Genomic DNA, 25,904 nt, shown 5'->3' on the forward strand with positions numbered 1-25,904 from the left:
CTGGATCGATCACTCCTTCGGAAACACCGCGCCCGCATTCGCCTTGCTCAGCGGCGTCGCCCCCGGCGCGACGCCGTTCTTCATCAGGATCCACGCCACGATCGGATCGAGCTGAGCGTCGGGCAGCGTGCCCGGCGCGTTCGGCGGCATGTTCGCAAAAATCCAGTCGCGGAGGTCGGAGACCGGTCGGCCGCCCCACTTCGCCTTGAAGGCCGGATCGATCAGCGAGGCGCCGAGGGCGCCGGCCAGTTCGGGGCCGTGACACTCGGCGCAGTGATCGTTGTAGATCACGTGGCCGGCTTCCGCCTGTTGGCGGTCAAAGGGGCCGGAGGCCGCGTGGGCGGCGATCGAGAAGATCGGGGCGCTTGCGAGAAGGAGGACGAAGGCGCTCGCGTAACCGAGGCTTCCGATACCTCCGCGATCAGCCCGGCGCATCCGTCTTCACTCCGATTCGTCTCCCGCATCTTATCCGGTTGATCGACTCGAAATCCGCCCCGCGCCGTCATCGCGAGGCGGAGCCGAAGCGATCCAGGGCGTGACCTTTTCGGAGGGGGCGAGACCTCGCCGACGGAACGGTCCAGACCTCTCCGGATGGTTCGGAGCCCTGGATTGCTTCGGCTCCGCCTCGCAATGACGGAGCGGGTACCCGGAGCGGTTGGTGGCCCGCGGCCGGTCGAGAACCGTCCTACCCCGCCTTCTTCGCCGCGTTCCGCTTGCGCGTCTCGGCGGCCTTCTTCGCCGAGGCCGAGCGCTGTTCCGGGGTGCGGGCGGCGGAAGCGGTGCCGCCGGTGCGGCCGCCCTTGTGCGCAGCCGGATGGTCCGTGGCCTTGCCCCGGCCGGAGCCGCCGGGCTTCTTGCCGCCGCCGTCGTCCTTGTTGACCGTGGCCCAGGCGCGGGACTCCGCTTCCTTTTCGGGCACGCCGCGGGCTTCGTAGGATTCGGCGATGTGCTCGGCCTTGCGGACCTGCTTGTCCGTGTATTTCGACTTGTCGCCGCGGGCCATGTGACTCTCCCGTGATCGGCGCCGCTCAGACTCCCGGCGCGTCGAGGACCGCCCGCAGCCGCAGGATCAGGTCGGCACGGCGGTAGGGCTTGTTCAGAATCTCGAACTCCGGACGCGGCAATCCGGTTCGCTCCAGAGAGGCCTCGGCGTAGCCGGTGGTGAGCAGGACCTTGAGCGAGGGGCGGCGGCGGCGCGCCTCGCGGGCGAGGCTGAGGCCGTCCATGCCGGGCATGATGAGATCGGAGAACAGGATGTCGATCTCGGGATGGTCGTCGAGGATCTCCAACGCCTCGCGGCCGTGGCGGGCGAGCAGCGTGCCGTAGCCGTAATCGCGCAGGATCGCGCGGGCGAGTTCGGCCACGTCGGCGCGATCGTCCACGACCAGAACGGTCTCGCTGCCGCGCTGCGGCTCGGTCGATGTCGGCGCACTCGACGACGCCTCGGCGGCGGCCTCGTCGCTCGCCGGAAACAGCAGGCGCACGGTGGTGCCCTCGCCGACCACCGATTCGATCTGCACGGTGCCGCCGGATTGCTTGGCGAAGCCGTAGACCATGGAGAGGCCGAGGCCCGTGCCCTTGCCTTCCTCCTTGGTGGTGAAGAACGGGTCCATCACCCGCGCCAGCACGTCGGAGGGGATGCCCGAGCCCGTATCCGTCACCTCGACGGCGACGCAGCGCGCGCCACCGGGGGAACTCGGCTCGCGGTTGCGGGTCGCGATGGTGACGCGCCCGCCCTCCGGCATGGCGTCGCGGGCGTTGATCAGGATGTTGAGCAGCGCGACCTCGGCCTGCGTCGGGTCGAGGCGGCAGGGCCAGAGGCCGGGGGCGAGGTCGGTCTCGATGGCGATGGTCTCGCCGAGCGTCCGCCCGGCGAGCTGGCGCATCTCCTCGACCAGCGTGTTGAGGCTCAGCGTGCGGCCTTCCAGCCGCTGCTTGCGGGCGAAGGAGAGGAGCTGCGCCGTCAGGGTCGAGGCGCGCTCGGCGGCCTCGCGGATGTTGCCGACGGCGCGGCCCATCCGGGCGCGGTCGGCATCGGGCCGCTCCAGATTGGTCGCCAGCGAATCGGCGTAGCCGAGGATGACCTGCAGCAGGTTGTTGAAGTCGTGCGCGATGCCGCCGGTGAGCTGGCCGAGCGCCTCCATCTTCTGGGCGTGGCTCAACGATTCCTCCGCCTGCTTGCGGCGGGTGATGTCGAGCTGCGAGCCGAAGAAGTACACGAGGTCGCCGGCCGCGTTGAAGACCGGGCTGACGAACAGGGCGTTCCAGAAGGCCGAGCCGTCCTTGCGGTGGTTGATCAGCTCGAGCGAGATGTCCTCGCGCCGGTCGATCGCGGCGCGAAGCTTCGCCTTCGCCTCCGGGTCGGTGTCCGGCCCCTGGAGGAAGCGGCAATTGCGGCCGACGACCTCCTCATTCTCGTAGCCGGTCATCGTCAGGAAGGCTTGGTTGACGAAGACGATGGGCTGATCGGGGAGGTTGGGATCGACCACCGTCATCGGCATGCGCGTCATCTCGACGGCGGCGAAGAAGATGCCGCTGCCCGATTCGAACTCGTGGCCGGCGAGACCCGCCTCGACGCGCGGATGGGCGTTGTGGGACGGCTTCTCGGGGATATCGGTCATCGACGGGCCGTCCTCCGGCGCGGGGTGGCCGGCGTCCCGTCCCCCCTTCGTGCGTCTCATGCCACGGCGGGCGCGGGAGGTTGAGTCCCCCGCCCGCCAGGGCGGCGTCATTCCTCCGTGTCGATGCCGAAGCGCACGCTCTCGACGTTGGCCCGCTCGAACGCCTGCATGACGAACTGGTACGAGCGCTCGGTGGCGCTGTGCTCGCCGTCCTCGCCCTCGTCGGGCTTCAGGACGAACATCAGCATCGAGCGACCCGTGACCGCGTAGGTCTCGCCGACCTTGAAGCTCGCGACCTCCTGATCGTCGGGCAGGTTGGTGTCGAGGAGCCGGGTCCAGGCGGTGCCGCCGGGCGTGTCCGGGAAGGTGAAGCCGACGACGTCGTGATAGGCGTTGTAGAATAGGAGCAGCGTGGCATCCTCGCCGCGGCGGTGGATGCCCGAGGGCTGGGCGCGCCCGTCGAGCAGCACTGCGAGCGAGCGGGAATTGCCGTCGTTCCAGTTCTCCGGCGCCATCTCGGTGCCGGCCGGCGTCAGCCACGTCACGTCCTTGACGCCGAAATCCTCGTCGTAGGCCCCCGTCACGAAGCGACCGCGCGACAGCATCGGCAGGGCGTTGCGCAGCAGGATCAAGCGCTGGGTGAACTCGGCGAGATCCCGCTCCTCCTCGCCGATGGCGCCCCAATCGACCCAGGACACCTCGTTGTCCTGGCAATAGGCGTTGTTGTTGCCGTTCTGCGTGCGGGCGAACTCGTCGCCGGCCAGCAGCATCGGCGTGCCCTTGGACAGGAACAGCGTCGCCAGCAGGTTGCGCATCTGGCGCAGGCGCACCGAGCGGATCGCCGGATCGTCGGTCGGGCCTTCGACGCCGTAATTGTAGGACAGGTTGTGGCCGTGGCCGTCGCGATTGTCCTCGCCGTTGGCCATATTGTGCTTCTCGTTGTACGACACCGTATCGTTCAACGTGAACCCGTCATGCGCGGTGATGAAGTTGACGGACGCCCAGGGCCGGCGACCGCGCTTGTTGAACTTGTCGGCCGAGGCGGTGATGCGGGAGGCCAGCCCCGGCAGCAGGCCGCCGTCGCCCTTCCAGTAGCCGCGCACGTCGTCGCGGAACCGGTCGTTCCACTCGGCCCAGCCGGGGGGGAAGCCGCCGACCTGATAGCCGCCGGGGCCGCAATCCCACGGCTCGGCGATGAGCTTCACGTCGTTGAGCACGGGGTCCTGGCGGCAGGTGTCGAGGAAGCCGCCGCCCTCGTCGAAGCCGTAGGGCTCGCGGCCCAGGATCGTCGCCAGATCGAAGCGGAAGCCGTCGACCCGCATCTCGGTCGCCCAGTAGCGCAAGCTGTCGGTGACGAGTTGCAGCACGCGCGGGTGCGACAGGTTGAAGGTGTTCCCGGTGCCGGTGTCGTTGATGTAGTAGCGCGGCTGGTTCGGCAGCAGACGGTAGTAGGAGGCGTTGTCGACGCCCTTGAACGACAGCGTCGGGCCCTTCTCGTTGCCCTCGGCGGTGTGGTTGTAGACCACGTCCAGAATGACTTCGAGGCCGGCGCCGTGCATGCGCGCGACCATCTCCTTGAACTCGGAGAAGGCGAAGTCCGGCACCGCGGCGTAGCGCCGGGCGGGCGTGAAGAACGAGATGGTGTTGTAGCCCCAGTAGTTGATGAGGCCCTTCTGCTGCAGGTAGTCGTCCTGCACGAAGGAATGCACCGGCAGCAGCTCGACCGAGGTGATGCCGAGGCTCTTGATGTAGTCGAGCACGGCCGGGTGGCCCATGCCGGCATAGGTGCCGCGGTGCTTCTCCGGCACCGCCGGATGCAGCTTGGTGAAGCCCTTCACGTGGGTCTCGTAGACGATCGTGCGCTCCCACGGCACGCGGGGCTTCTCGTCCCGGCCCCAGGTGAAGGCGGGGTCGATCACGCGCGAACGACGGTTGTAGGGAGCGGAATCGCGCTCGTCGAAGGTGAGGTCGTCGCCGGTCTCCATCTTGTAGCCGAACAGCGCCGGGTTCCACTCGATGGTGCCGACCAGCCCCTTGGCGTAGGGGTCGATCAGCAGCTTGTTCGGGTTGAAGCGGTGGCCGGCGTCCGGCTGGTAGGGGCCATGCACCCGGTAGCCGTAGATCGTGCCGGGGCGCGCGTCGGGCAGGTAGCCGTGCCAGACCTCGTCGGTGTATTCGGGCAGCTCGATCCGCTCGATCTCCTTCTCGCCCGCATCGTCGAACAGGCACAGCTCGACCTTCGTCGCGTGGGCCGAGAACAGCGCGAAGTTGACGCCGCGCCCGTCCCAGGTGGCCCCGCGGGGATGGGGCGAGCCCTCGCGGATGCGCGAGCGCGCGGTGCGCGGCTTCGTGCCCACAATCCTGTCCTGATCGGCCATCGTCATTCCACTTGTCAGCGTGGCGGGCCCCCCGCGGTGGCCCCGTCGCGTCTGTGAACGTTCACGCAACGGTGAAGCTCCCCTGCGGAAGCCGCATCGCAGCAATTATTTCCGGGCAGCGAGCGGATGTGGCAACGCTCGCCTGCGCCCAGGACACGAAACCCGGCATGGACGAAGGCGTTTCCCGCGGTGCGAGACGACAGGAGCGGTCGGACATGAGCGAAGACACGGCCGAGCGGCGGACGAACCTCGCGGCAGTCGCCGAGCGGCACGGGGTCGGCGTCGAGGTGGTGCAGCATCTCGTGCGGGCGCTGGAGGCCGGCCACGGCAACATGGCCCAGTTCGACCATCCGGACCTCGGCGGCCTCGGGCAGTGGTCGCGCGGCGGCATGATCATGGTCGGGCGGATGAACGACCACGCCCTCAAGGCGCGGGTCGATGCGCTCTGCACCGAACTCGCCGCCACCCTGCCGCCGCCCGAGACGCACGGCCTGCCCGGCGCGGGCAATTGGTGGCCGGACGGGCTCGGCGTGCCCTCCAGCGTCGGCGCGCAGGACGGGACGCGCTACGCGTTCTTCCCGACGAGCCGGCGGCTCGCGGTCGAGACCGGCGGACGGGTCAAGCTCTACGACCTCGGCGACCGCGAGGTGACCGGCGTGTCGCAGCAGCAGGGCGGCACGGGATCGTTCCGGTTCAGCGGCCCGGCGGGCAGTTTTTCCTTGGGCGACCTGACGCCGGTCGAAGCCGAAGCGAAGGAAGCCGAGGCCGCGAAGGCGGCGCCGAAGGTCGAGGCATCCCTCACGCCGGAGCCTTCTCCCGCCCCGCGCCCGGACACGCCGGCCCCGGCCAAGCCTGCCCCGCGGACAAGCGGATTCGACGAGACCCTGTCCATCCTCGAACGGCTGGCCGAGCTGCATCGCAAGGGCGTGCTCACCGAGGCCGAGTTCGCGCAGAAGAAGACGGAGTTGCTGGCGCGGCTCTAAGCGCCTGCCCGGCTCGATCCTCCCACCCATCTCCCTCATCCTGAGGTGCTGCGAAGCAGCCTCGAAGGAGGGCTCCAGGGATCGCGCGATCCGCTGGAGCCCTCCTTCGAGGCTTCCGCTTCGCTTCAGCACCTCAGGGATGGGTGGGACGCTCGCATCAAGCCGTTGCTGAAGCGTCGCTTCAGCGGTCGCCGCGGGCCAGCACCGCCCCGGTATAGGTCTCGGCCACCTCGCAGAACGGCACGCCGCCGGTCGACAGCACCGCCTCGACCGAGAACAGCGGCGCGTCGGGGCCGGGGACGGCGCCGTCCTCGGGGCGCCACAGCATGCGCAGCGACAGGTTGCGGCGGCTGGGTTTGAGCGGGCGCACCACCGCGCCGAAGGGCACCTGCGTGCCGTCGAGGGCCGCGTTCATCTCAGGGGTCAGCCGGCCGGGGACGTACCAGTTGTCGGCCTCGGACAGGACGTGGGTGCCGCAGGTGAGGCGGACCCGGCGGTAGCGCACGGTCTCGTCCGGCCCGACCGCGAGGCGCTCGCGCTGGAGCGGGCTCGGCGCCTTGTCGATACCGGGCACCCGCACGGCGACGAGGCGGGGGTCGGCGGCCAGACCGCGCTCGGCGCACCACGCCTCCAGCACGGCGGTGGCGCTCGGCGCGGCGAGAAGGCGGGCGCTGAGGGTCTCGATCACCGCGCGCGTCCCGGCCTCATCCTGCGCCTCTCGTCGGATTTCCTGTGTCTGCGCCTCGGCCGGCGGCGCCAGCGCACCGGCCGTCGCGAGTCCCGCCATCAACATCCTGGCCGCCGCATCCATGGTGCAGCGCATACGTCGCTGGCCTCGAAAGGTCCATTCCCGTGCGGCGTAGAGCAGGTGCCGAAACGAAGAAGCCGCCCGGAGGCGGCTGTCTGCGAAGCGGAAAATTTGGTGGAGCCTAACGGGATCGAACCGATGACCTCTTCCATGCCATGGAAGCGCTCTCCCAGCTGAGCTAAGGCCCCAAACCGTCTCGCCGTAACCGCTGGAGGTCTCGGCAAGGTCTCGTCGTCAACGTACCCAATGCAGAGGAATGGTGGAGCCTAACGGGATCGAACCGATGACCTCTTCCATGCCATGGAAGCGCTCTCCCAGCTGAGCTAAGGCCCCAACCTCTCTCGCCGAACCGCTGGAGGTTTCGGCGACATCTTGGCCGCGGGTGGTGCCCGCCGCCGACGAGCGGTTCTATAAGCGCAGGCCGGAGCGGACTCAAGCCCCTCCGGCCCCGCGCGCCCGCTTTTTTGCCGCCTCCCGAAGGCGCGCTTTAGATGCCCGCGTACCACGAGAAACCGAGTTCGGAGACCATGCTGCCGCGGCCCTGACCGAGCCCGGAGACGCGGTCGGTCGCCTCGATGCTGCTGAGATATTTGAGCGACTTGTAGCCGAGCTGGCGCTCGACCCGCAGGCGCACCGGGGCACCGTGGGCGATGGGGAGGTCGCCGCCGTTCATGCCGTAGGCCAGGATCGTCTGCGGATGGAGCGCGTCGAACAGGTCGTAGCTGTCCCACCAGCCGTCCACCGTGCGGATCACGATGAAGCGGGCCTCGGGCTTGAGGCCGCAACTCGCCAGCACGTGCGAGAGCGGAACGCCGGTCCAGCCGCCGATGGCCGACCAGCCCTGCTCGCAGGAATGCAACGTCACCTGCGTGCGCGCCGGCATCGCCTTCAGCTCGGTGAGCGAGAACGCGGTCGGGCGCTCGACGAGGCCGCTGACCGGCAGGCGCCAATCGGAAAACCCAATCGCCTTCGAGCGGCGGTAATCCGGGTTGTCCGGATCGGTGGTGTTGATCGTTGGGAAGATCTTGGAGATCGCCTCGGGGGGAAACTCGCGGACGAGCGGCTGGTCGCGCAGCAGGAAGCGTTGGGTCGCGAGCGTCAGCGTATCGCTCAACCCGTAGAGGCCGGGCCGGCTCGGGCCGCCCTCGATCAGCTCGCAGCCGCCGAGCCAGGGCGCGAGGCCGAGCGTGGAGGCGCCGAGCAACACGCCGCGCCGGGAAATCTCGGCCATCACGCCCCCTTACGTCTCGCCGCCGGGGCGGCCGGTGATCATGCCCCGCAAGAGCCGCAGCGGGCGGTTGGCGGCGACCTGCCAGAGATGGATCAGCAGGAAGGCCACGAGCCCGAAGGCCGCGAGGAAGTGGATGGTCCGGGCCGATTGGCGCCCGCCGAACAGCGTGAACAGCTCCGGGTAGGCCGCGGTGACGCCTGGCGACATGGTGAGGCCGGACAAGAGCATCACCGGCGCCAGCACCAGCAGCACGGCGAGATAGGCGAGTTTCTGGAGCGCGTTGTAGCGTTCCCCGCCGGAGGTCGGATGTGGTGGGCGGATGTGGAGATGGTCGCGCAGCTCGCGGGCGAGGTTGCCGGGGCGCAGCTGGTCCCGGTCCGGCGCGAGGCGGCGGAAGAGATGGCCGGTGACGAGGGCGGCGAGCCCGTAGAGCGCGCCGCTCAACACGAACACCCAGGCCGCGAGGAAATGGAGGTTACGGCCCCAGCCGGTCTGTTCGAGGTTGACCGGCAGCGGCAGCACGATCCAGGCGGGAGAATCGTTGGAGCCGGTCTCGCCCCAGAAGAGGCGCGGCAGCGCCAGCAGGATCGCGAAGCCGCTGATGGCGAGCGCCACGAAGGCGCCCGCGCCGATCCAGTGGGTCAGGCGCACCCAGAGCGGATGGCGAAACCGCTCAGCCTGCCTCATGGCCCGACCGAAGCACATCGAGGCGGTACTGTTCGGTGCGCCTCTGCGCGAGCGGGCGGCAGATGGATGAAGCCAAGGAGACGAAGCCTTCGACGGCCTCGTCGCCGGAGAGGGGATAATCGGTCTCACCGGTCCAGTGCACCAGCACGCAATCGCCCCCCGGCATCAGGCTGCGCCCGACCTTTGCCACGAGGCGGGCGAGGTCGTCGCGGTCGAGGAAGTAGAGCACTTCCGACAGGACGATGAGGTCGAAATGGCCCTCCGGCCAGACCTCCGGCACGGCGCCGACGACGAAATCGATCTGCGGACGGTCGGCGCAGCGGGCACGGGCCGCTTCGATCGCCGAAGGGGCGATATCGAGCGCGACGAGGTCGGCGCAGCGCGCGCCGAGTTCGCGGGTGAACACGCCGATGGAGCAGCCGACTTCCAGCGCGCGGGCGTAGCGCGCCTGCGGCAAGGCCTGGAGCGTCGCGGCGTACTTTCCCCGCTCGTACTCGCTCGACGTGAAGCGCCACGGATCGGGGTTCGAGGCGTAGAGATCGACGAAGTAGCGCGCCGGTAGGGTATGGGCGTGGCGGCCGTTCATGGCTCAAGCCCCCCAGAGCGCGTGCAGGGGCGTGTCCGCCTCCAGCACGTGGGCGGCCATGCCGGTGAGGGCGAAATCGGGGGCGGGCTGGCGCAGATAGGTCGCGAGATCGCGCATCTGCGCTTCCAGCGGATGGTCTTCGAGGAAGCCCGCGAGGCCGACCGAGCGCTGGGCCAGCGTCAGCACGTCGAGCCCGGCCTGATCGACCGCGGCGCGGGCGAGGTTGACGCACGCGATGACCCGCTCCGGTATCAGCGCCTCGGCGGCAGCGGTCTCGGCGGCCTGCGCGACGAGGAGACGGCAGGATTCGAGCGCGATGAGGCTGCGCCCGAACCGGGCCTGTTGGTGCGGATCGCCGCCGCGGCCAGTCTCCCGCATGTGGGTGCGGAACGTCTCGACCACGGCCTCCATGCCGCCGAGCTGCACCGCGAGGAAGCGCCACGCGCCCGCGAAGAAGAACGGCTGGCGGAAATAGTCGTCGGGCGCGCCGACCACGGCGCCGTCGCCCAGCGTCAGACTGGTGAAATCGACCGTGCCGGTCGCGGTCGAGCGCATGCCGTGGACGCGCCACTCGCTGAGATCGGCCCGCTCGCCGGCCTTGAGGCGCATCACCAGCATCCGGCTGCGCCCATCGGGCATCCGCGCGGTGACGAGGGGCCGCGTGACGAAGCCGGCGCCCGAGGCGTAGCTCTTGGCCCCGTGCAGCCGGCCGACCGCGTCGAGCGTCAGGCCGTTGCCCTTCGGCTCGGTGTTCCACACGCCGAACAGGTGCCCGTCAAGGGCATCGCGGGCGAGGCCAGCGCGGGTCTCGGCATCGGCGTAGCGCAGCATGAGCACCAGCGCGTTGACGTGGCCCTCGTAGAGCCGGCCCACGGGCAGGCTGTCGCGGCCGATTTCCGTGAGGAGGCGGCGCAGTTCGCCGACCTTCTCCGGTTCGCACAGGCCCTCGCCGCCGAGTTCTATCGGCAGCGGCGCCGAGAGCCGGCCGGTCCGGCGCAGCCGCTCGATGGCAACGAGGGGAAAGGCATCGTCGCCCGCGGCGTCGATGGGGGACGGCACGAGATGGAGCGATGTGGGGGCGGACAAGGAAGGCTCGCGCGTGGCGGGCCGGCTCAGGTGCGACCGTCCGCAGGTCGAGGAAACGCGTGGTCGGGTCTCCTGTTCAATGAAGCCGTGTGATTTTCCGCCACTTCGTTCCGCGTTGCGGAGCCGGCACGGTGAATCCCGCCTTAACCCTTCCTCGGGAAAGCTGCCGCCCGCGATTCGCGAGCGAGGGGCGGCCGGCGGCGATGACGGGTGACGGATTCGAGGCCCGGCGCGACCGGGTGCTGGCCGGGGTGACGGTTCTCGCGGGCGCAGGTCTGCTGGCCCTGCTTCTGCTGCGCGCCGGCCTCAAGGATGCCGGGCTCAACTCGCACGGGGCGCTCGCCGACGCCTTCCTGCACGGGCGGCTCTGGATCGAGAGCTGCCCGGAGATCGACTGCGCGCTGTTCCAGGGCCGCACCTACGTCATCTTCCCGCCGCTGCCGGCCATCGTGGCGATGCCGTTCGTGGCGCTCTTCGGCTTCCCCGGCTTCAAGGGCTTCGTTGTCCTCGGCCTCGCGCTGACCACGCTGAGCCTCTACGCGTGGCGGGCGATCCTGCGGGCGCTCGGCGTCGCGCGGGCGGATGCGCTGTGGCTTCTGGCGGCGCTGGCCTTCGCCAGCCCGCTCTATCAGGTGACGCAGCGCGCCGACGGCGTGTGGTTCTTCGCGCAAGTCCTCGGCTTCCTGATGGTCAGTTTAAGCCTCTGGGCGGCGATCTGCCGGGCCTCGCTGCCGCTCGCGGGACTGTTCGTCGGCCTCGCCTTCCTGTGCCGACAGATGGCGATTTTTTATCCGCTGTTCCTGTTGTTCCTCTGCCTGCCGCGGGAGCGACCGCTGAGGGAGACCCTGCAGACGATGGTGCGGCCGGTGCTGCTCGCCGGCATCCCGGTCCTGGCGGCGCTCGCGGTCTACTTCGCCTACAACTATGCCCGCTTCGGCAGCCCGACCGAGACCGGCTACGGCTTCATCCACAACCCGGACCAGACGAGCTTCATCTGGCACCGCATCCGCGAGACCGGCCTGTTCTCGCGCGACTACCTCCTGTTCAACACCCTCTACCTGTTCCTGCAGGGGCTGCATTTCGAGTTCGGCGGGCCCGGGCTCACCACGCTCACCGGCTTCGACATGGCCGGCACCGCGCTCTTCGTGGCGAGCCCGTGGGTGCTGCTGGCCTTCTACGCGCGGCTCGACCGGGTCTTCGCGGCGGGCGCCGCGGTGATCGCGATCATCGCGGGCATCACCCTGTTCTACCACTCGAACGGCGCGGCGCAGATCGCGACCCAGCGCTACACCCTCGACTGGCTGCCGATCCTGATCGTGCTGATGGCGCGCGGCCCCCGCCCGCCGGCCTTCGCGGCCCTGCCGCTCCTCGTCACCTGGGGCGTAACGGCCAACCTCGCGACGCTCGTCGTGCTGGCGATCTACAGGGTCTGAGGCGCAGCCGAAAACGTCAGCAGCCGGTGGCCGAAATAGTTGGCGACCGCGCCGACCGCGATGCCGACGCCGTGCCCCAGGGCTTCCGCGACGGGGAGCGGAAGGCCCGGCATTACCACCCCGAGCGCGGCGACGAGGCCCGCGCTCACGGCGAGCACCACGCCCATTCCGACCATGTTGACCGCTAGGAAGACCGGAAGCTGGCCGCGCACCGAGCCGGCGCCCGCGCCGCGGAAGACGAAGCGGCGGTAGAGCCAGAAGCCCGCCCCCATGCCGATGGCGTAGGCGACGATCAGAGCCGCCTCGAACGGGAGCGCCAGCGAGAGCAAGATGCGGGCGCCCCAGTTGATCGCCGCCGCCGAACCGCCCGCGATCAGAAAGCGAAAGACTTCGCCGTTCATCACAGCCCCCATCCGGCCAAAAACCCCTGCGGCAGGCCGAAGGCCGCGATGCCGAAGGCGAGGCCGGCGAGGCCGGCCAGCGCGAGGCTCGGCCGGTCCTTCACCGCGAAGGCGACGGGATCGTCGTGGAGTTCGTCGCGGCCCGCCAGCAGCCAGACCCGGCCCATGAACAGCACCAGCACCATCGGAAACACCCACAGCGCCAGCGGCGCCGCCAGCACGGCGTGGCGGAACGCCTCGTTGGCGAGGTAGAGGATGAAGATGACGACGCTGGCGAGCCCCGCCGCGATGCCGAAGGCCAGCACCACCGGCTCGTCGGCGCTCTGGTAGCCCCGCCCCGACAGCTTGCCCGAGCGCCCGCGCTTGGCCGCGCCGCGCAACTCGGTGTGGCGCTTGGCGAAGGAGAGCGAGGTGAACAGGAACATCGAGAAGGTCAGCAGCCACGGCGACCACGCCACCGCAACGGCCGCGACGCCCACCGCGATGCGGAGCGTGAACAGGCTGCCGAGCGTCAGCGCGTCGAGCATCGGCACCCGCTTGAGCCAGGCCGAGTAGGTCAGCGTCAGCGCCAGATAGGCGAGCACGCCGACGAGCACCGCCGGCCCCGCCGCGAACGCCACCGCGAGCCCGCCCGCGAGGCCGAGCACCGTGGCAGCGATACCGGCCGACAGCGGCAGCCGTCCGCTCGCCAGGGGGCGCTCGCGCTTCGACCAGTGGGCGCGGTCGTGCGGCAGATCGAGGAGATCGTTCAGCAGATAGCTCGCCGAGGCGACGAGGCCGAGCGCGAGGAAGGCGGCCATGGCCAGCCCCCAGGCGGCCGGGTTGCCGGCCTGCCCGCCGAGCACGAGCGGCAGGAAGACGAGGCCGTTCTTGGCCCATTGGTGCAGCCGCAGGCCCTTCAGCAGGGCGCGCAGCCGTGAGGAAGCGGGAAACTCCTGCACCGGCTTGCCGAGCGCGCGGGCCGCCCGCGCAACGCCGCCCGGCGCCTCGACCACGATGACGTTTTGGGCCCGCGCCCAGACGGGCAGATCCGCGGCGGCGTTGCCGGCATAGTCGAAACCCTTGGGATACAGCGCGGCGAGCTGCGCTGCCTTGGCTGCGCCCTTGAGGTTCTTCACCCCGTCGCTCGCCACCACCCGGTCGAACACCGGAAAGGCCTGTATCACCTTGAGCGCCATCAGCTCGTCGGCGGCGGTGGCGAGCACGATCTCGCGGCCCCCTGCCCGCTCGGCCTCGATATGCGCCATCAGCGCGGCGTTGGCCGGCATGGTCGCGATGTCGAGCACCGCCCGCTCGGCGACCTTGCGCTTGAAATAGGCCCTTCCGCGGGGCAGCCACAGCAGCATCGCGAAGAGCATCAGGAGGTTGCGCCGAAGCAGCGACACCGCTCCTTCGAGCAGCAGGTCGGTGCGCAGGAACGTCCCGTCGAGGTCGATCACCAGCGGCGCCGGCCGCGCCGCTGGGGCCGTGATGGGAGCGGGCCTCTCCGCCCGTCGAACGCTCGCGACCGCCATGCTGCCCGCCTGTCTTTCTCGACGCCGGTCTCACAACAGCGCCCTGTCTCGGGTCAGTGTTCGGGCGGGCGGGACTTCGCGGCGGTTAAATCGGCGGGGGTGGGCGGCGCGGATACCCGGTTTCCGTGAGACGTACTTGAACGATGCCGGTGTAATTCCGTCGAATTTTACGATTTCGTCTTCGGTTAACCTTGAGCGGTCGCATAGCCCCGCGATCGAAGACAGGAACGCGGGTCCCCTCCCCCTTGCGGGGAGGGGTCAGGGGTGGGGGGTCGGGCAGAAGGCACCGCCCCGCCCCATCCTGAACCACCCCCACCTCCTACCTCCTCCCCGCAAGGGGGAGGAGAATGCCCTATCCTGCCTCTACTCGGCCCCACGCACCGCGAACGACCTTGCGAGCTGTCGCGCACTGTCGAGCTGCGCCTCCAGCGCCTCGATCACCATCGCAAAATGCTGCCGCTCGGCCGCGTTGCTCGTGCCCCGCGCCAGCTCGCCGAGGATCCGCGAAAAGTCGCGTCCCAGCTCGTCGATGGCGCCGGTCGGCTCCGTCCGCGAGCGGTCGAGGGAATGCTGCACCAGCAGCATCTTCACGAGCTGCTGCGTCGCGCTCAGTTCCGCCTGGAGCGTGGCCAGAGCCGCCTCGAATCCCTCGCTCATGCCGGCTCCCGTTCCTCGTGTCCCGGACAGGCTACACCGTCGATGGCCGCTCCGGCGTCCCGCGCATCGCCGCACGGCTCGCGGCGCCGCTTGTGGAGCGGAAGGCTTCTGGGCTAACCCTCCGGCCCTCCCCATCGCCCCATCCCCGGACCCGTCCGAGCCCATGGTAGCCCAGAACCGCGACGCGGCCGCGCCGAAAACCATCCTCGAGAGCCTTGCCGGCACCCGCGTGCTGGTGATCGAGGCGCGCTACTACGAGGACATCGCCGACGAGCTGCTGGCCGGCGCCCGCAGCGCCATCGAAGCGGTCGGCGCCGAGGCCCACGTCTTCACCGTGCCGGGCGCGCTCGAGATTCCGGCCGCGATGGCGATCCTGCTCAAGGCCGGCGAGCGGCGGGGCGAGCCCTACGACGCGGCGGTGGCGCTCGGCTGCGTCATCCGCGGCGAGACCGGCCATTACGACATCGTCGCGGGCGAGAGCGCCCGCGCGCTCATGGACCTCTCCGTGTCCGAGCGCCTGCCGCTCGGCAACGGCATCCTCACCGTCGAGACCATGGAGCAGGCGCTGGTGCGCGCCCGGGTCTCGCAGATGAACAAGGGCGGCGGCGCGGCGGAGGCGGCCTTGAGCCTCGTCGCGATCAAGCGCGCCGCCAACCTGGAATCCGCCCGATGACTCAGCCCGCCGAGACACCGGCCGCGCCGGACGCCGCCGCCAAGCCCAAGCCCGCCCCGCTGAGCCTGCGCAAGGGCGCGCGGCTGGCCGTGGTCCAGGCGCTCTACGAGATGGAGATCTCGGACAAGGGCGTGATCGAGGCGCTCGCCGAGTTCGAGGCGTACTGGATCGGCCAGGAGGTCGACGGCGTCGTCCACCCGCCGGCCGAGACAGCCTTCTTCCGCGACGTGCTGCGCGGGGCGGTCGAGGAGCAGCGCGCCATTGATCCGAAGCTCGACGCTGCGCTCTCCAAGGGCTGGCCGCTGCGACGCCTCGAAGTGGTGCTGCGCGCGATCCTGCGGGCGGGCGCCTACGAGCTGATGTTCCGCCGCGACGTGCCGGCGCGTGCCGCCATTTCCGAATACGTCGACGTCGCCCACAGCTTCTATTCCGGCGACGAGCCCGGCATGGTCAACGCCGTGCTCGACCGGGTCGGCCGCGAGGCGCGCTCGACCGAATTCGGCATCCCGGCCGCGCCGAAGAAGGCCTGACACCCCGTGGCGCGCGCCGGCGAGGAAGCCCTGATCGCGCGCTACTTCGCCCCGCTCAGCGGCCCCGGCGCCGATAATCTCCGCGACGACGCCGCGAGCCTCACCCCAACCCCCGGCCACGACCTCGTGGTGACGGCGGACGCGGTGGTGGCGGGCGTCCACTACTTTCCCGACGACCCGCCGGGCTCGGTCGCGATCAAGGCGCTCGGTGTCAACCTCTCCGATCTCGCCGCCAAGGGCGCCACGCCGCGCGGCTTCCTGCTGACGCTGGCGCTGCCCGACGACTGGACGGAAGCTTGGCTCGCGGCCTTCGCCGACGGCCTGGGCGCGGCGTCGCGCGAACACGGCTGCCCGCTGCTCGGCGGCGACACCGTGCGTTCCGGCGGACGCGCGCTGATCGGCGTCACGGCCTTCGGCGAGGTGCCGACCGGCACCATCGTCCGGCGACAGGCGGCGCGGGCCGGCGACCGTCTCTGCGTCAGCGGCACCATCGGCGACGCGGCGCTCGGCCTCGCGCTCCGGCTCGCACCGGATGTGGGGCTCGACCCCGCCCACGACGCCGCGTTGCGCGACCGCTACCTCCATCCCCGCCCACGCCTCGCCCTCGCGCCGGTTCTGCTGGCCCACGCCCGCGCCGCCATGGACGTGTCGGACGGCCTCGTCGGCGACCTGACCAAGATGTTTTCGGGAACCGGCCTCACCGCCCGGATCGAGGCCGCGCGGGTGCCGCTGTCGCCGGCTGCGCGCGCGGCGATCACCCGCGATCCGGCCCGCTTCGCGACAGCGCTGACCGGGGGGGACGATTACGAGATTCTCTGTGCCGTGCCGCCGGAGGCGCTGCCGGGTTTCTTCGCCGAAGCGGAGCGGGTTGGGGTGCCGGTCACCGAGATCGGAGTCGTGGAAGCGGGCGATAAGCCGCCGGTTGTGATCGATGCGGCCGGCGAGACGATGGTGTTCGGAACGGGCTCGTTCAGCCACTTCTGAGGCTGCACCGCTCATTCTCGTGATCACGCGTAAGCCGAGCATCCCCTCGCCCCGCTGTGCGGGGGGAGGGCTTCGGCGACCCTGTCGTCGCCGAAGCGAGGCGGCAGCCGAAGGTGAGGGGGCGGTTCCGAGGAAGAATCTTCCGTCGATGCCCCCTCACCGCCGCTGCGGCTTCGCCTCCGCTTCCTGTAGGGACGACAAGGTCCCTACAGGCCTCTCCCCGCGTGCGGGGAGAGGGGGGAACCCACTGAAGCCGAAGCGACCAAGCAGGCCTGCTTCAGTCCACGATCCCAACCTGCCTGCGGCTCAGCGCCCACACCTTCTCCTGCAACGCCTCGTCCCGGCTCAGCGGCGACGACGCCACCGGGCGGCAGCGGGAAAAGTAGCGGCCGTTCACCCCCGCCACCTCCGGCGCGGTCGCGACGTGGAGGGAGGTCCGCGCCCCCTTCTCCGGCGTGATCAGCAGCGGGCGGATCAGCCGCCAAGCCACGTTCAGCAGGCCGTGGGTGTTGCCGGCGAACCCCGTCGCGACCACGCCGGGATGGACCGCGTTGGCGGTCATCCGCGTGCCGGCGAGGCGGCGCGCCAGGGCGTAGGTGAACAGCACGTTGCCGAACTTGGCCTGAGAATACGATCCCATGGCGGAGAAGCGCCGGGCGCCGTCGAGGTCGTCGAAATCGATGCGCCCGCGGGTGTGGGCGGCCGACGCCACGTTGACGATGCGGGCGGAGGGCGCGGCTGCGAGCCGCGGCATCAGCTCGTGGGTCAGCAGCACGTAGGCGAGATGGTCGAGCGCCCAGGTGCGCTCGAACCCGTCCGCCGTGACTTGGCGCTCAGAGAAGATCGCGCCGGCGTTGTTCACGAGGATGTCGAGCGCCGGATAACGCTCGCCGGCCTCCGCCGCGAGCCGGCGCACCCCCGCCTGCTCGGAGAGGTCGGCGACGAAGCTGTCGGCCTCCGCGCCGGTCTCGCTGCGGATGCGCGCGAGCGTCGCCGCGACGCGCGCGGGATCGCGCCCGACGACCCCGACCCGCGCGCCGAGGCGGGCGAGGCCGAGGGCCGTCTCGGCGCCGATCCCGGAGGTGGCGCCGGTGACGAGGGCATTGCGCCCGCGCAGGTCGGCGCTCACCGGTCAGAACACCATCTTGCCGACGGCCAGCGCGATGACCACGATGACGATCGCGAGCACGAGGAACAGGCCGAACAGGATGCGGGCGATGGAGCTGGCGCCGGACGCGATGCCGGTGAAGCCGAGCGCGCCCGCGACCAGCGAGATCACGAAGGCGATGGCGGCCCATTTCAGAAGGGTCATGACGCGAGACTCCGAAGCATAAGCGTCGCGATAATCGCCCTCGGGCCCGCGACGTTCCGCCCGGTCGCGATTATCGCCCCGGTTCGGCGGCCTTCAGCACCAGCAGCTCGGCCAGCGCGTGGTAGAGCCCACTGCTGCAGACCAGCTTCGACACCGCGTCGGCGATGAGGGCGGCGAGCATCAGCGGGATCATCATGGCGTGGTCCTGGGTCATCTCGGTGACGATGACGAAGGCGGTGATCGGGGCCTGGAGCACGCCGGTGAGGTAGGCGACCATGCCGATCAGAACGAGGGCGCCGATGGGCACCTGCGGCAGCAGCAGGCTCGCCTCCGCCCCGAGCCCGGCGCCCACCGCGAGCGAGGGCGCGAACAGGCCGCCGGGGATGCCGCTGATCGAAGAGAGCAGCGTCGCCAGGAACTTGAGCGGGGCGAAGTCGAGGCGGGCCACGCTCTCGCCGTGCAGGATCGCCCGCGCCTCCTCGTAGCCGGTGCCGTAGACCGCCCCGCCCGAGGCGAGCCCGCACAGAGCCAGCCCGAGCCCGCACAGGGTCGCGAAGGCGATGGGGTAACGGGCGATCCAAGAACCCGCCCGGCCCGGCAGCCCGCGGGCGACCGCGATGACGGCGCGGCTGAACAGCCCGCCGAGCAGGCCCCCGGCCACGCCGACGAGCGGCACCGCGAGCCAACCCGCGGCCAGCGAGAGCTTGGCGTCGGTGGTGCCGAAATAGGTGTAGTCGCCCAGGATCGCGAGGGAGGTCAGGCCTGCCGCGACGATGGTGGCGACGACGAGCCCGGTGCCGCGGCTGTCGTAAGCCCGGCCCAGCTCCTCAATGGCGAAGACGATGCCGGCGAGCGGCGTGTTGAACGCCGCCGAGACCCCGGCGGCCCCGCCCGCGAGCAGCAGGCCGCGGACATGCTCGGGGCTGAGACGGCCGAAGGCCGCCATGATCGCGGCCCCCACCTGCACCGTCGGCCCCTCGCGGCCGATCGAGGCGCCGCAGAGCAGGCCCAGCACCATGACGACGACCTTGCCGCCCGCGACCCGCAGCGACACCAGCGCGTGGCGCGCCGCCGGCTCGTCGATGGCGCGGGCGGCGATCACCTGCGGGATGCCAGAGCCTTGCGAGTTCGGAAACACCGTCCGGGCGAGCCACGCGGCGAGCGCGAAGCCGGCCGGGCAGAGCAGCAGCGCCAGCCAGGGCGAGAGGCCGAGCGCGGAGCGGAACGCCGCCTGCGCGGCGTCGGCGGCCCAGGCCATCAGCACCGCGGCCAAGCCCACGCAGACGCCGCCGGCCAGGAACAGGGCGCGCCTCCGCCAGACCGTCCAGGCGTCGAGGGAGGGGCGGCGCATCCGGTAAAGCGCGGATCGCAGGGCGGGGGGACGCAGCGGCATGGAATCCGGTCTAAGGGCGGACGTGACCTCGTGGCGTGCAGGTACCCTGCCGGGCCGGCGCCCGCACGGCCCTTGTCCACAGACGATGCGCAAGGGCGGCACCGGCGAGATACACTCGATGATCGCTTGCGGTGCAGCAAATGGTCCCGGTTGCGGGAAGCTCGTGGATCTGCGCGTGTAGGCCCCAGCGCTTCCGATGAAATCCGACCTTCCGGGCGGTGACGTCGCGGACGGGCAGCAACCGGGAGACGGCATGGCGCGGCTGACCACGGTTCCGACGAGCGCCGTCCTGCTCGGCATCGCCGGGCTGATCCCGTTCGTCGGGTTCGCGGCGCTCTCGGTGAGCGGGTCCGATGGCGGGCTCGGCACCATCGGCCTGTCGCCGCGCACGATCCTGTCGGCCTACGGCGCGGTCATCGCCTCGTTCCTCGGCGGCATCCGCTGGGGCGTCGCCGCCGCCCGCGGCGCGGGCTGGCCCGACTACGTGCTCGCCATCGTCCCGTCGCTGCTGGCCTGGGCCGCGCTCGCCGCCCCCGCCCCGTGGGATCTTCGCATGCTCGGCGCGCTGGTGCTGGTGTGGGGCCTCGTCGATCAGGATCTCGCGCGACGCGGCATGGTGCCGAACTGGATGAGCCGCCTGCGGCTGGCGCTCTCGGCCGTCGCTGGGCTGTCGCTGCTGGTGGCGGCATAGAGCATCGGCCCGAAGGGTGGGAACCGGCTCTCGGAAAAAGCCGATGCGGCACAGCAACTTAGACAATCGACCTGGATTTCGTATCCAGGTCGATTGTATAGTCTTTTCCAACAAAAAAGCCTCCGGCCGCACCCGATCAGGGCCGCCGAAGGCGTTCGCTCGCAGTCGCGCCGCGCTCGAACGAGCGCGGCGGCGCCTAGAGCGTCGTCACAAGGTCGGCGAGCGGCCGCGCATCAGGCCGATGACGGCCGAGATGGCGAACAGAACGATCGCGACGAAGAACACGAGCTTCGCGGCTTCCATGGCCGTGCCGGCAATGCCACCGAAGCCCAGCAGGGCGGCGACCAGGGCGACCACGAGGAATGTAACGGCCCAACCGAGCATCTTGGCGTTCCTTTCGAAGACTGGCGCGGCCTGTGCCGCAGCCTCTTGACCCGAATAACGTCAAGGTTTCGCGTTCAGTTCCTTTTCGGTGCCACGGTTCCGCCATCTTCCACACGAATTCTTCACGGCCCTGCGGCGGAATGCCGGGCGGAACCGGGTGGCACAACGGGCCGTTCGTGACCAAATATGTCCCAACGGTTCGAGCCACTCTCGGGCCCCGGGAATTCTCGAAGGAGGCGTTCGGCGTGCCTGCACAGACCAAGCCGGGATCTCTCAAGAAAGCTGTCGCGAAAGCCGTGCACGCCGCCATCGAGCGGCTCTCCGCCCTCGCGCCCCAACCCGTACTCCAGCCGATCCCCGTCCGCGTGAAGTCCGGCCGGCGCCGCTGAGCGCGCCGACCCGACGACGATCCGCACGAGTTTCGAAAGCGCCGCCCCCCTCCGGGCGGCGCTTTCGCGTTCCGGCTGTGCCGTCCACACCCCAGCCGCGTTAGCCTTACCGGGCGCGAATCGAACAACGAATCCGTTTTCCGCGCGCCGCCAAGGCCTTGTGCGCGAACGGCTCTTACCGGTCGCCCCGTGGCGTCCGACCCGGCAAAGTTCGGTGGTTTGCCGCAATTGCCCCCCTCCCCCGCGCCGTCCTAGCTGCCCTCAAGCGCGCAACCGGAACGAGCCGGGCGCGTCCCGGGAGACGGATCAGGATGGCCTTCGGCAAGCGTGTGCCCGGAGCGTGGATGCGGGCCCCCGTCCCGCCGCGCCCGCAGACCCGGCGGCGCCGCGTCTGGGCGACGGCGCTGGTCGGGATCGCGCTGGGGTTTGCCGGCACCACCGGGGCCACCGTGGTGAGCGCGTCCGAGCGCGGTCTCTTCGCCGACATGATCGACGCGTTGTTCGGCGCCCCGAAGCCCGCCGAGACGGCGGCGGCGCCGGTCGAGATTCCGCGCAAGGCGCCGCGGCGCTACTCCGCCCTGCCCGATTCCCGCAAGATCGAGCCGGCGCGCCGCCTGACGCAGCAGACGCCGCGCCTGCGCGCTCGCCCGGTGCGGCCCGCGGTGGCTGAGGCGACCGCCGGCCCCGGCGCGCTCAAGGGCACCCAGACCGTCTGCGTGCGCCTGTGCGACGGCTTCGCCTTCCCGGTCGGGCGGCTGAAGAACGAGGCCGACCTGCCGGTGCATCAGGCGGCCTGCGCCGCCGCCTGCCCCGGCGTCCGCACCGACCTTTTCACCCTGGCCTCGGGCGAGAGCGAATACGAGAAGGCCGTGAGTCTGGCCGGCCAGCCCTATCTCTCGGCACCTTGGGCCAACCTCTACAAGCGCACCCGCGTCGCCCAATGCGCCTGCCGCCCGCCGGGCGAGACCGGCCCGCTCCCCACGGCCGCCGACGACCGCACCGTGCGGAAAGGCGACATTTTCGCGACCGAAGACAGCGCCGACGTGGTCACCGCACTCACCCGCGACGGCCCGGTCCTCACCGATTACCGCGAGGCGCGCATCGGCGAGGGCAGCCGCCGCATCATCGAGCTTCGCGTCGGCGCGATCCGTCGCGACGCGGACGCGGCGGCCTTCCGGCGCGTGCTGCGGCTCGCGGAGAACCGCGCGCAGCGCATCCGCACCGCCGAGGTCCAGGTCGCGCGCCTGCGCATGGACGATGCCGAGGGCGGCAGCGGCTTCGCGACGGTCCAGGCGGCGGGCGCCGGCTTCGCCCCGGTGCGGGTCGTGGTGCCCTCGCCGTTCGAGCGCTGATCGGCCCGATTTGGCGAACCGCGCCGGCTGTCGTAGGCGAGCCTTCTCGCCATCCTCGCCGACGTTTAAGCCCCGCGCATGAGCCGACCCCACGACGAGGCGCCGGAGGCGTCCGCCCCCGCCGCCGGCCTGGACGCCGCGCTTCCGCCCGCCGGGCGGATGGAGCGGGTGAGCCCGCTGGTGCGCCGCCGCATCTGCCCCAACGGCGGCCCGTTCACCGCGAGCGGCACCTGCAGCTACGTGGTCGGCCGGGGCCGCGTCGCGGTGATCGATCCGGGCCCCGCGGATGCCGGCCATGTCGAGGCGCTGCTGGCCGATCTCGGCGACGAGCGGGTCGAGGCCATCGTCGTCACCCACACCCACCGCGACCACTCGCCCGGCGCGCGGCTGCTCCAGGCGCTCACCGGCGCCCCCATCGTCGGCTGCGGCCCGCATCGCGCTGCCCGCGAGTTGGCCGAGAACGAGCTGCCGGCGCTCGACGCCAGCGCCGACCGCGAGCACCGGCCCGACCGCGAACTGACCGACGGCGAGAGCCTCGAGGGCGAGGGCTGGACGCTCACGGCTTTGGCGACGCCGGGCCACACCATGAACCACCTCGCCTTCGCCCTGCCGCAGGAGAACACCCTGTTTTCGGGCGACCACGTGATGGCGTGGTCCACCTCCATCGTCGCCCCGCCGGACGGATCGATGCGCGCCTACATGGCCTCCCTCGACCGCCTGCGCGAGCGCGAGGAAACGCTGTACTGGCCGGGCCACGGCGGCCCGGTGCGCGATCCGCGCCGCTTCGTCCGCGGGCTCGCCGCCCACCGCCGCCAGCGCGAGGCGGCGATCCGGGCGCGGCTGGCGGCCGGCGACGAGGACATCCGCGCCATCGTCGGGGCGGTCTATCAGGGCCTGAGCGCGAAGCTGTTGGGTGCGGCGGCGCTCTCGGTCTTCGCCCATCTGGAGGATTTGGTGGAGCGCGGGCTCGTCACGACCGACGGGCCGCCGCTCTTGAGCGGGCGCTTCCGGCCGGCGTGAGCCTCCCGCCCCCCCTTCATCCTCGTGAGGCGCGCCATCCCTGCCACCGTCATTCCGGGGCGCGAAGCGAACCCGGAATCCACCCGTGATGCGCGGCTTCACACAGCGTCGCGGCCAGTCGTGGATTCCGGGTTCCGCTTCGCGGCCCCGGAATGACGGCGGTGAAAATAGCGCGCCTCAGGATGAGGGGGGTGGGCGAAGCCAGCTACTTCAGCGCGATCGCGAGGTTCGCCACTTCATCCAGATAAGACCGGATCCGATCCGCGTTGTCGCCGAGATCGCGCGTCCCGATCCGCGAGGCCGAGCGCACGTCGATGCGGGCGCCGTCGGCGCGGGGATGGACCCGCACGGTGATGTCGGCGGGAAGGTTGAGTAGGCGCGAGCGGGCGACCGCCTCGATCCGGCCGTTGCCCATGCGCCCGCCGGGGCGGATCGCCTCGACGATCTGCCATTTGCGGTTCACCGCCGCCTTGCGGGCGAGTTCGAACGCCTCGTCCGCCTCCACATCGAGGGTCAGCGGCGCGATCTGCGGATAGGCCGCCCGCTGCAACTCCCGCGCCTTCGGGCCGGGATCGGGCGGATAGCGGCCCTCGCGGGCCGCGAAGGCGAGGCGCGAGCGGGAGAACGCGGGCGGGCGCTCGGTGTCGGTCGAGACGTCGGTGAGGGCGGGCAGCCTTACACCTTTCAGCGCCGCGTAGGCCGGATAGGCCAGCACGAGGCTCGCCAGCAAAAGTCCGCCGACCGCGGCGCCGAGCCCGCCCGCGCCCTCGCGCCAGACCCGCACGAAGGCGAACAGGGCGAACAGGATCGCCACCAGCGACAGGGCGACGCCGCTGCCGAGCACGGCCATGGCCGGCATCGCCTCGGCGGATGGGCTGCGCACGAGCAGCACCGCGATTCCCGTGACGAGGACGGAGAAGATCGCGAGCGTGCGGGCGTAGCGGCCCGCGCGCGTCACCGGTTCGTCGAGGATCTGACGGCGCATCGCCCTGGCGGGATGTCGAAATCGGAGCGAGACTGTATCGCCTGGGGGCGAAGGGCGCCACTCGGCTGCTAGCGGTTCACGGCTCTGCTATATGCCTGAGCAGCATGTCGCAGCCCCCCCACCCCGAGACGAGCGCCGAGCCCGATCCGCTGCGCGTCTGGTTCCGCTTCATCCGGCTGAGCCGGCGCGTCACGGCCGCGGTGGCGGCGGAATTGCGCGGCACCGGCCTGTCGATCCCGCAATTCGACGTGCTCTCGACGCTGTCGGAGCGCGAGGGCCTGACCCAGCAGGAACTGGCCGGGCGGCTCTACGTGACCAAGGGCAACGTCTCGGGGCTGATCGACCGCCTCGTGGAAGCCGGTCTCGTCGAGCGGCGCCCGATTCCGGGCGACCGGCGCTCGCACGCACTCCATCTCACCGCGGCGGGCGCGGACCTCGCCGCCCGCGGCATCGGCGCGCAGGCGGCCTACGTCGCCCGCACCCTCGGACAATTGGAAACCGGCGAACTCGAAACCTTCGAGGCCCTCGTGCTGAAATGGCGGGCGCTGGCGCGGGCGGATGCCGAGGCGCCGGACAAACAAAAACAGACGCCGGGGGCGCCTGTCGGGAAAGTTTGAGATCGTTATTCGTTATCGGCCAGGGCGGCACGACGCGCGTCGCGCGGTGCGCCCTCGACCGGGATTACGCTTCGCCGGTACGGCCGGTGGACTGACCGCCCTTGCGACCGGCCGACGAGGCTAGCTCACGATCCTGCGAGAACGAGCGCTTCTCCGCCGGGACCGAACGGCCGCCCTTGCTGGCGATCTCGCGCTGACGCTCGATGTTCATGGATGCGAAACCTCGCTTCGAGGTCGAGTTTCCAGTAGCCATTGACGCCTCCTCAGGCTCGATTTTTCACACGTTCATCAACCTTCAGCGCAATCGATGGTTCCTTGGCCGTATCGATCACGGTCGGGTGCGAAACCCCTGTCCAGTCCAGACGTTACGAGAGCCGAGACAAGGATTTACGCGGACTTGTGAACAGGTCTTGCACAGGCCCCGCCACTCCGGAGGATACCGGAAATGACCAATCGCCATATGGTAAAGCCTGACGCCGCGGCCAAGCCCCAGGCGGCCAACGCCACCCCGCTGCCGCCGATGCCGGCGCCCGAGGACAGCCGCACGCCGACGGTGCGGGAAGAGCCGATCGACTCGCCCCAGCCGAATGCCAGCCTCAAGCGCGAGGCGCCGAAACCCGGCGAGATCGGGCTGGCGGCCGGCCGCGATCCGTGAGCGTCTTTGACAGGGGCGGCCGGCGAGTCTAGGCGCCGCCCTTTCCCGCGCCGCCGATGAGGGCGGCGGATCGGAGTCGGTCATGACCCTCGACAACGAGGTGACGTCGCTGCGGCAGGTGCCGCTGTTCCGCGAGGTCGAGCCCGCGCGCCTCAAGCTCCTCGCCTTCACCAGCGAGCGGGTGCATTTCGAGGCAGGACAGCTCCTCTTCGCCCGCGGCGAGGCGGCGGATGCCGCCTACCTCATCCTGGAGGGCGGCGCCGCGGTCTCGATCGATGGCCCGCACGGGCCCGTGCGCCTCGCGCTGCTCGGCGCCAACGCGCTGGTGGGCGAAATGGGCATCCTGGCCGACCAGCCCCGCTCGGCCACCGTCACCGCCGAGGGCGCGACCACGGCGCTGAGGATCGACCGCGACGTCTTCCTCGAACTCCTGGCTCAGTTCCCGCAGATCGGCATCGCGGTGATGCGCGACCTGGCGCTGCGGCTGGAGCAGACCAACCAGCGGCTGGCAGAGCGCGGCGGCGCCTGACGATT

At 70.7% G+C, this 25,904-nt stretch carries 30 protein-coding genes and 2 tRNA genes; 12 read left to right on the top strand and 20 right to left on the bottom strand.

What is annotated here, in order from left to right; translation table 11 throughout:
• Positions 1–9: 9 nt before the first annotated feature.
• The 4 genes from AAHG03_RS17855 to glgX all read right to left on the bottom strand — a co-directional run bounded on the left by AAHG03_RS17855 (position 10) and on the right by glgX (position 4,999).
• Positions 10–435: a c-type cytochrome gene (locus tag AAHG03_RS17855; RefSeq protein ID WP_342152107.1), complete on the bottom strand. Its 426-nt coding sequence runs from the start codon at positions 433–435 to the stop codon at positions 10–12.
• 250 nt (positions 436–685) lie between these two features.
• Positions 686–1,003: a plasmid stabilization protein gene (locus AAHG03_RS17860; RefSeq protein ID WP_342152108.1), complete on the bottom strand. Its 318-nt coding sequence runs from the start codon at positions 1,001–1,003 to the stop codon at positions 686–688.
• Between the two features lie 25 nt (positions 1,004–1,028).
• Entirely contained in the window at positions 1,029–2,621 is a 1,593-nt protein-coding gene (locus tag AAHG03_RS17865; protein ID WP_342152110.1) for a histidine kinase famiy protein, read from the bottom strand.
• Between the two features lie 107 nt (positions 2,622–2,728).
• The gene (gene glgX / locus AAHG03_RS17870) at positions 2,729–4,999 is read right to left on the bottom strand and encodes a glycogen debranching protein GlgX (RefSeq protein WP_342152111.1); all 2,271 of its coding nucleotides are present in this window, start codon (positions 4,997–4,999) and stop codon (positions 2,729–2,731) included.
• 215 nt (positions 5,000–5,214) lie between these two features.
• On the opposite strand from glgX, the gene AAHG03_RS17875 reads away from it, so the two are divergent.
• Positions 5,215–5,982, top strand: coding sequence for an SHOCT domain-containing protein (locus AAHG03_RS17875; protein WP_342152112.1), 768 nt, complete (start codon positions 5,215–5,217; stop codon positions 5,980–5,982).
• Positions 5,983–6,163: 181 nt separating this feature from the next.
• On the opposite strand, the gene AAHG03_RS17880 is transcribed toward AAHG03_RS17875, so the two are convergent.
• From AAHG03_RS17880 to AAHG03_RS17910, 7 genes are all read right to left on the bottom strand, one after another.
• Complete coding sequence (locus AAHG03_RS17880) at positions 6,164–6,775, bottom strand: hypothetical protein (RefSeq protein ID WP_342152113.1); 612 nt, start codon at positions 6,773–6,775, stop codon at positions 6,164–6,166.
• A gap of 127 nt (positions 6,776–6,902) precedes the next feature.
• Positions 6,903–6,978: transfer RNA gene (locus AAHG03_RS17885), tRNA-Ala, on the bottom strand.
• A 69-nt stretch (positions 6,979–7,047) separates the two neighbouring features.
• A tRNA-Ala gene (locus tag AAHG03_RS17890) sits at positions 7,048–7,123 on the bottom strand.
• 154 nt (positions 7,124–7,277) lie between these two features.
• Positions 7,278–8,021 carry a molybdopterin-dependent oxidoreductase gene (locus AAHG03_RS17895; RefSeq protein WP_342152114.1) on the bottom strand — a complete coding sequence of 248 codons (744 nt, stop codon included), beginning with the start codon at positions 8,019–8,021 and terminating at the stop codon, positions 7,278–7,280.
• A 9-nt stretch (positions 8,022–8,030) separates the two neighbouring features.
• The gene (locus AAHG03_RS17900) at positions 8,031–8,708 is read right to left on the bottom strand and encodes a cytochrome b/b6 domain-containing protein (protein ID WP_342152115.1); all 678 of its coding nucleotides are present in this window, start codon (positions 8,706–8,708) and stop codon (positions 8,031–8,033) included.
• Positions 8,695–9,294: a class I SAM-dependent DNA methyltransferase gene (locus AAHG03_RS17905; RefSeq protein ID WP_342152116.1), complete on the bottom strand. Its 600-nt coding sequence runs from the start codon at positions 9,292–9,294 to the stop codon at positions 8,695–8,697. The genes AAHG03_RS17900 and AAHG03_RS17905 overlap by 14 nt, the downstream gene beginning before the upstream one ends.
• Positions 9,295–9,297: 3 nt before the next feature.
• A complete protein-coding gene (locus AAHG03_RS17910) occupies positions 9,298–10,380 on the bottom strand; it encodes an acyl-CoA dehydrogenase family protein (protein ID WP_342152117.1) in 1,083 nt (360 codons plus the stop codon).
• A gap of 203 nt (positions 10,381–10,583) precedes the next feature.
• Between AAHG03_RS17910 and AAHG03_RS17915 the strand changes: the two genes are divergently transcribed.
• The gene (locus AAHG03_RS17915) at positions 10,584–11,813 is read left to right on the top strand and encodes a hypothetical protein (RefSeq protein ID WP_342152119.1); all 1,230 of its coding nucleotides are present in this window, start codon (positions 10,584–10,586) and stop codon (positions 11,811–11,813) included.
• On the opposite strand, the gene AAHG03_RS17920 is transcribed toward AAHG03_RS17915, so the two are convergent.
• The 3 genes from AAHG03_RS17920 to AAHG03_RS17930 form a co-directional block, all read right to left on the bottom strand.
• Positions 11,801–12,214, bottom strand: coding sequence for a GtrA family protein (locus AAHG03_RS17920; RefSeq protein ID WP_342152120.1), 414 nt, complete (start codon positions 12,212–12,214; stop codon positions 11,801–11,803). The genes AAHG03_RS17915 and AAHG03_RS17920 overlap by 13 nt on opposite strands.
• Positions 12,214–13,728: a UbiA family prenyltransferase gene (locus AAHG03_RS17925; protein ID WP_342152121.1), complete on the bottom strand. Its 1,515-nt coding sequence runs from the start codon at positions 13,726–13,728 to the stop codon at positions 12,214–12,216. Before AAHG03_RS17925 ends, AAHG03_RS17920 begins: the two co-directional genes overlap by 1 nt.
• 363 nt (positions 13,729–14,091) lie before the next feature.
• On the bottom strand, positions 14,092–14,385 hold the full coding sequence (locus AAHG03_RS17930) for a hypothetical protein (protein WP_342152122.1): 294 nt from the start codon (positions 14,383–14,385) through the stop codon (positions 14,092–14,094).
• Between the two features lie 163 nt (positions 14,386–14,548).
• Here AAHG03_RS17930 and ribH point away from each other — a divergent pair, with 163 nt between their 5' ends.
• The 3 genes from ribH to thiL are packed head-to-tail and all read left to right on the top strand — an operon-like array spanning position 14,549 to position 16,572.
• Positions 14,549–15,058, top strand: coding sequence for a 6,7-dimethyl-8-ribityllumazine synthase (gene ribH, locus AAHG03_RS17935; RefSeq protein WP_342152123.1), 510 nt, complete (start codon positions 14,549–14,551; stop codon positions 15,056–15,058).
• Positions 15,055–15,588: a transcription antitermination factor NusB gene (nusB, locus tag AAHG03_RS17940; RefSeq protein ID WP_342152125.1), complete on the top strand. Its 534-nt coding sequence runs from the start codon at positions 15,055–15,057 to the stop codon at positions 15,586–15,588. The genes ribH and nusB overlap by 4 nt, the downstream gene beginning before the upstream one ends.
• 6 nt (positions 15,589–15,594) lie before the next feature.
• Entirely contained in the window at positions 15,595–16,572 is a 978-nt protein-coding gene (gene thiL / locus AAHG03_RS17945; protein ID WP_342152127.1) for a thiamine-phosphate kinase, read from the top strand.
• A gap of 277 nt (positions 16,573–16,849) precedes the next feature.
• Here thiL and AAHG03_RS17950 read toward each other — a convergent pair whose 3' ends face one another.
• The 3 genes from AAHG03_RS17950 to AAHG03_RS17960 all read right to left on the bottom strand — a co-directional run bounded on the left by AAHG03_RS17950 (position 16,850) and on the right by AAHG03_RS17960 (position 19,277).
• Complete coding sequence (locus AAHG03_RS17950) at positions 16,850–17,689, bottom strand: SDR family oxidoreductase (RefSeq protein WP_412759769.1); 840 nt, start codon at positions 17,687–17,689, stop codon at positions 16,850–16,852.
• A gap of 15 nt (positions 17,690–17,704) precedes the next feature.
• The gene (locus tag AAHG03_RS17955; protein WP_056246931.1) at positions 17,705–17,884 is read right to left on the bottom strand and encodes a DUF1328 domain-containing protein; all 180 of its coding nucleotides are present in this window, start codon (positions 17,882–17,884) and stop codon (positions 17,705–17,707) included.
• Between the two features lie 70 nt (positions 17,885–17,954).
• A complete protein-coding gene (locus tag AAHG03_RS17960) occupies positions 17,955–19,277 on the bottom strand; it encodes a chloride channel protein (protein WP_342152130.1) in 1,323 nt (440 codons plus the stop codon).
• Between the two features lie 253 nt (positions 19,278–19,530).
• Between AAHG03_RS17960 and AAHG03_RS17965 the strand changes: the two genes are divergently transcribed.
• The gene (locus AAHG03_RS17965; RefSeq protein ID WP_342152131.1) at positions 19,531–19,968 is read left to right on the top strand and encodes a DUF3429 domain-containing protein; all 438 of its coding nucleotides are present in this window, start codon (positions 19,531–19,533) and stop codon (positions 19,966–19,968) included.
• Between the two features lie 207 nt (positions 19,969–20,175).
• Here AAHG03_RS17965 and AAHG03_RS17970 read toward each other — a convergent pair whose 3' ends face one another.
• Complete coding sequence (locus tag AAHG03_RS17970; protein WP_003599466.1) at positions 20,176–20,352, bottom strand: DUF1328 domain-containing protein; 177 nt, start codon at positions 20,350–20,352, stop codon at positions 20,176–20,178.
• Between the two features lie 245 nt (positions 20,353–20,597).
• Between AAHG03_RS17970 and AAHG03_RS17975 the strand changes: the two genes are divergently transcribed.
• The 3 genes from AAHG03_RS17975 to AAHG03_RS17985 all read left to right on the top strand — a co-directional run bounded on the left by AAHG03_RS17975 (position 20,598) and on the right by AAHG03_RS17985 (position 23,113).
• Positions 20,598–20,741: a hypothetical protein gene (locus tag AAHG03_RS17975; RefSeq protein ID WP_342152132.1), complete on the top strand. Its 144-nt coding sequence runs from the start codon at positions 20,598–20,600 to the stop codon at positions 20,739–20,741.
• A 344-nt stretch (positions 20,742–21,085) separates the two neighbouring features.
• Positions 21,086–22,093: a DUF2865 domain-containing protein gene (locus tag AAHG03_RS17980; protein WP_342152133.1), complete on the top strand. Its 1,008-nt coding sequence runs from the start codon at positions 21,086–21,088 to the stop codon at positions 22,091–22,093.
• 159 nt (positions 22,094–22,252) lie between these two features.
• Positions 22,253–23,113: an MBL fold metallo-hydrolase gene (locus tag AAHG03_RS17985; RefSeq protein WP_412759770.1), complete on the top strand. Its 861-nt coding sequence runs from the start codon at positions 22,253–22,255 to the stop codon at positions 23,111–23,113.
• 205 nt (positions 23,114–23,318) lie between these two features.
• On the opposite strand, the gene AAHG03_RS17990 is transcribed toward AAHG03_RS17985, so the two are convergent.
• The gene (locus tag AAHG03_RS17990) at positions 23,319–24,098 is read right to left on the bottom strand and encodes a DUF1499 domain-containing protein (RefSeq protein ID WP_342152137.1); all 780 of its coding nucleotides are present in this window, start codon (positions 24,096–24,098) and stop codon (positions 23,319–23,321) included.
• A 104-nt stretch (positions 24,099–24,202) separates the two neighbouring features.
• Here AAHG03_RS17990 and AAHG03_RS17995 point away from each other — a divergent pair, with 104 nt between their 5' ends.
• Positions 24,203–24,715 carry a MarR family winged helix-turn-helix transcriptional regulator gene (locus AAHG03_RS17995; RefSeq protein WP_342152138.1) on the top strand — a complete coding sequence of 171 codons (513 nt, stop codon included), beginning with the start codon at positions 24,203–24,205 and terminating at the stop codon, positions 24,713–24,715.
• Between the two features lie 64 nt (positions 24,716–24,779).
• Here AAHG03_RS17995 and AAHG03_RS18000 read toward each other — a convergent pair whose 3' ends face one another.
• Complete coding sequence (locus AAHG03_RS18000) at positions 24,780–24,968, bottom strand: con-10 family general stress protein (protein ID WP_091950803.1); 189 nt, start codon at positions 24,966–24,968, stop codon at positions 24,780–24,782.
• A 192-nt stretch (positions 24,969–25,160) separates the two neighbouring features.
• Here AAHG03_RS18000 and AAHG03_RS18005 point away from each other — a divergent pair, with 192 nt between their 5' ends.
• Positions 25,161–25,370 carry a hypothetical protein gene (locus AAHG03_RS18005; protein WP_342152139.1) on the top strand — a complete coding sequence of 70 codons (210 nt, stop codon included), beginning with the start codon at positions 25,161–25,163 and terminating at the stop codon, positions 25,368–25,370.
• 82 nt (positions 25,371–25,452) lie between these two features.
• Positions 25,453–25,899, top strand: a complete 447-nt coding sequence (locus AAHG03_RS18010) for a Crp/Fnr family transcriptional regulator (protein WP_342152140.1) — start codon at positions 25,453–25,455, stop codon at positions 25,897–25,899.
• Positions 25,900–25,904 lie beyond the last annotated feature (5 nt).

Source organism: Methylorubrum subtropicum (assembly GCF_038442325.1).
Lineage (GTDB): Bacteria > Pseudomonadota > Alphaproteobacteria > Rhizobiales > Beijerinckiaceae > Methylobacterium > Methylobacterium subtropicum.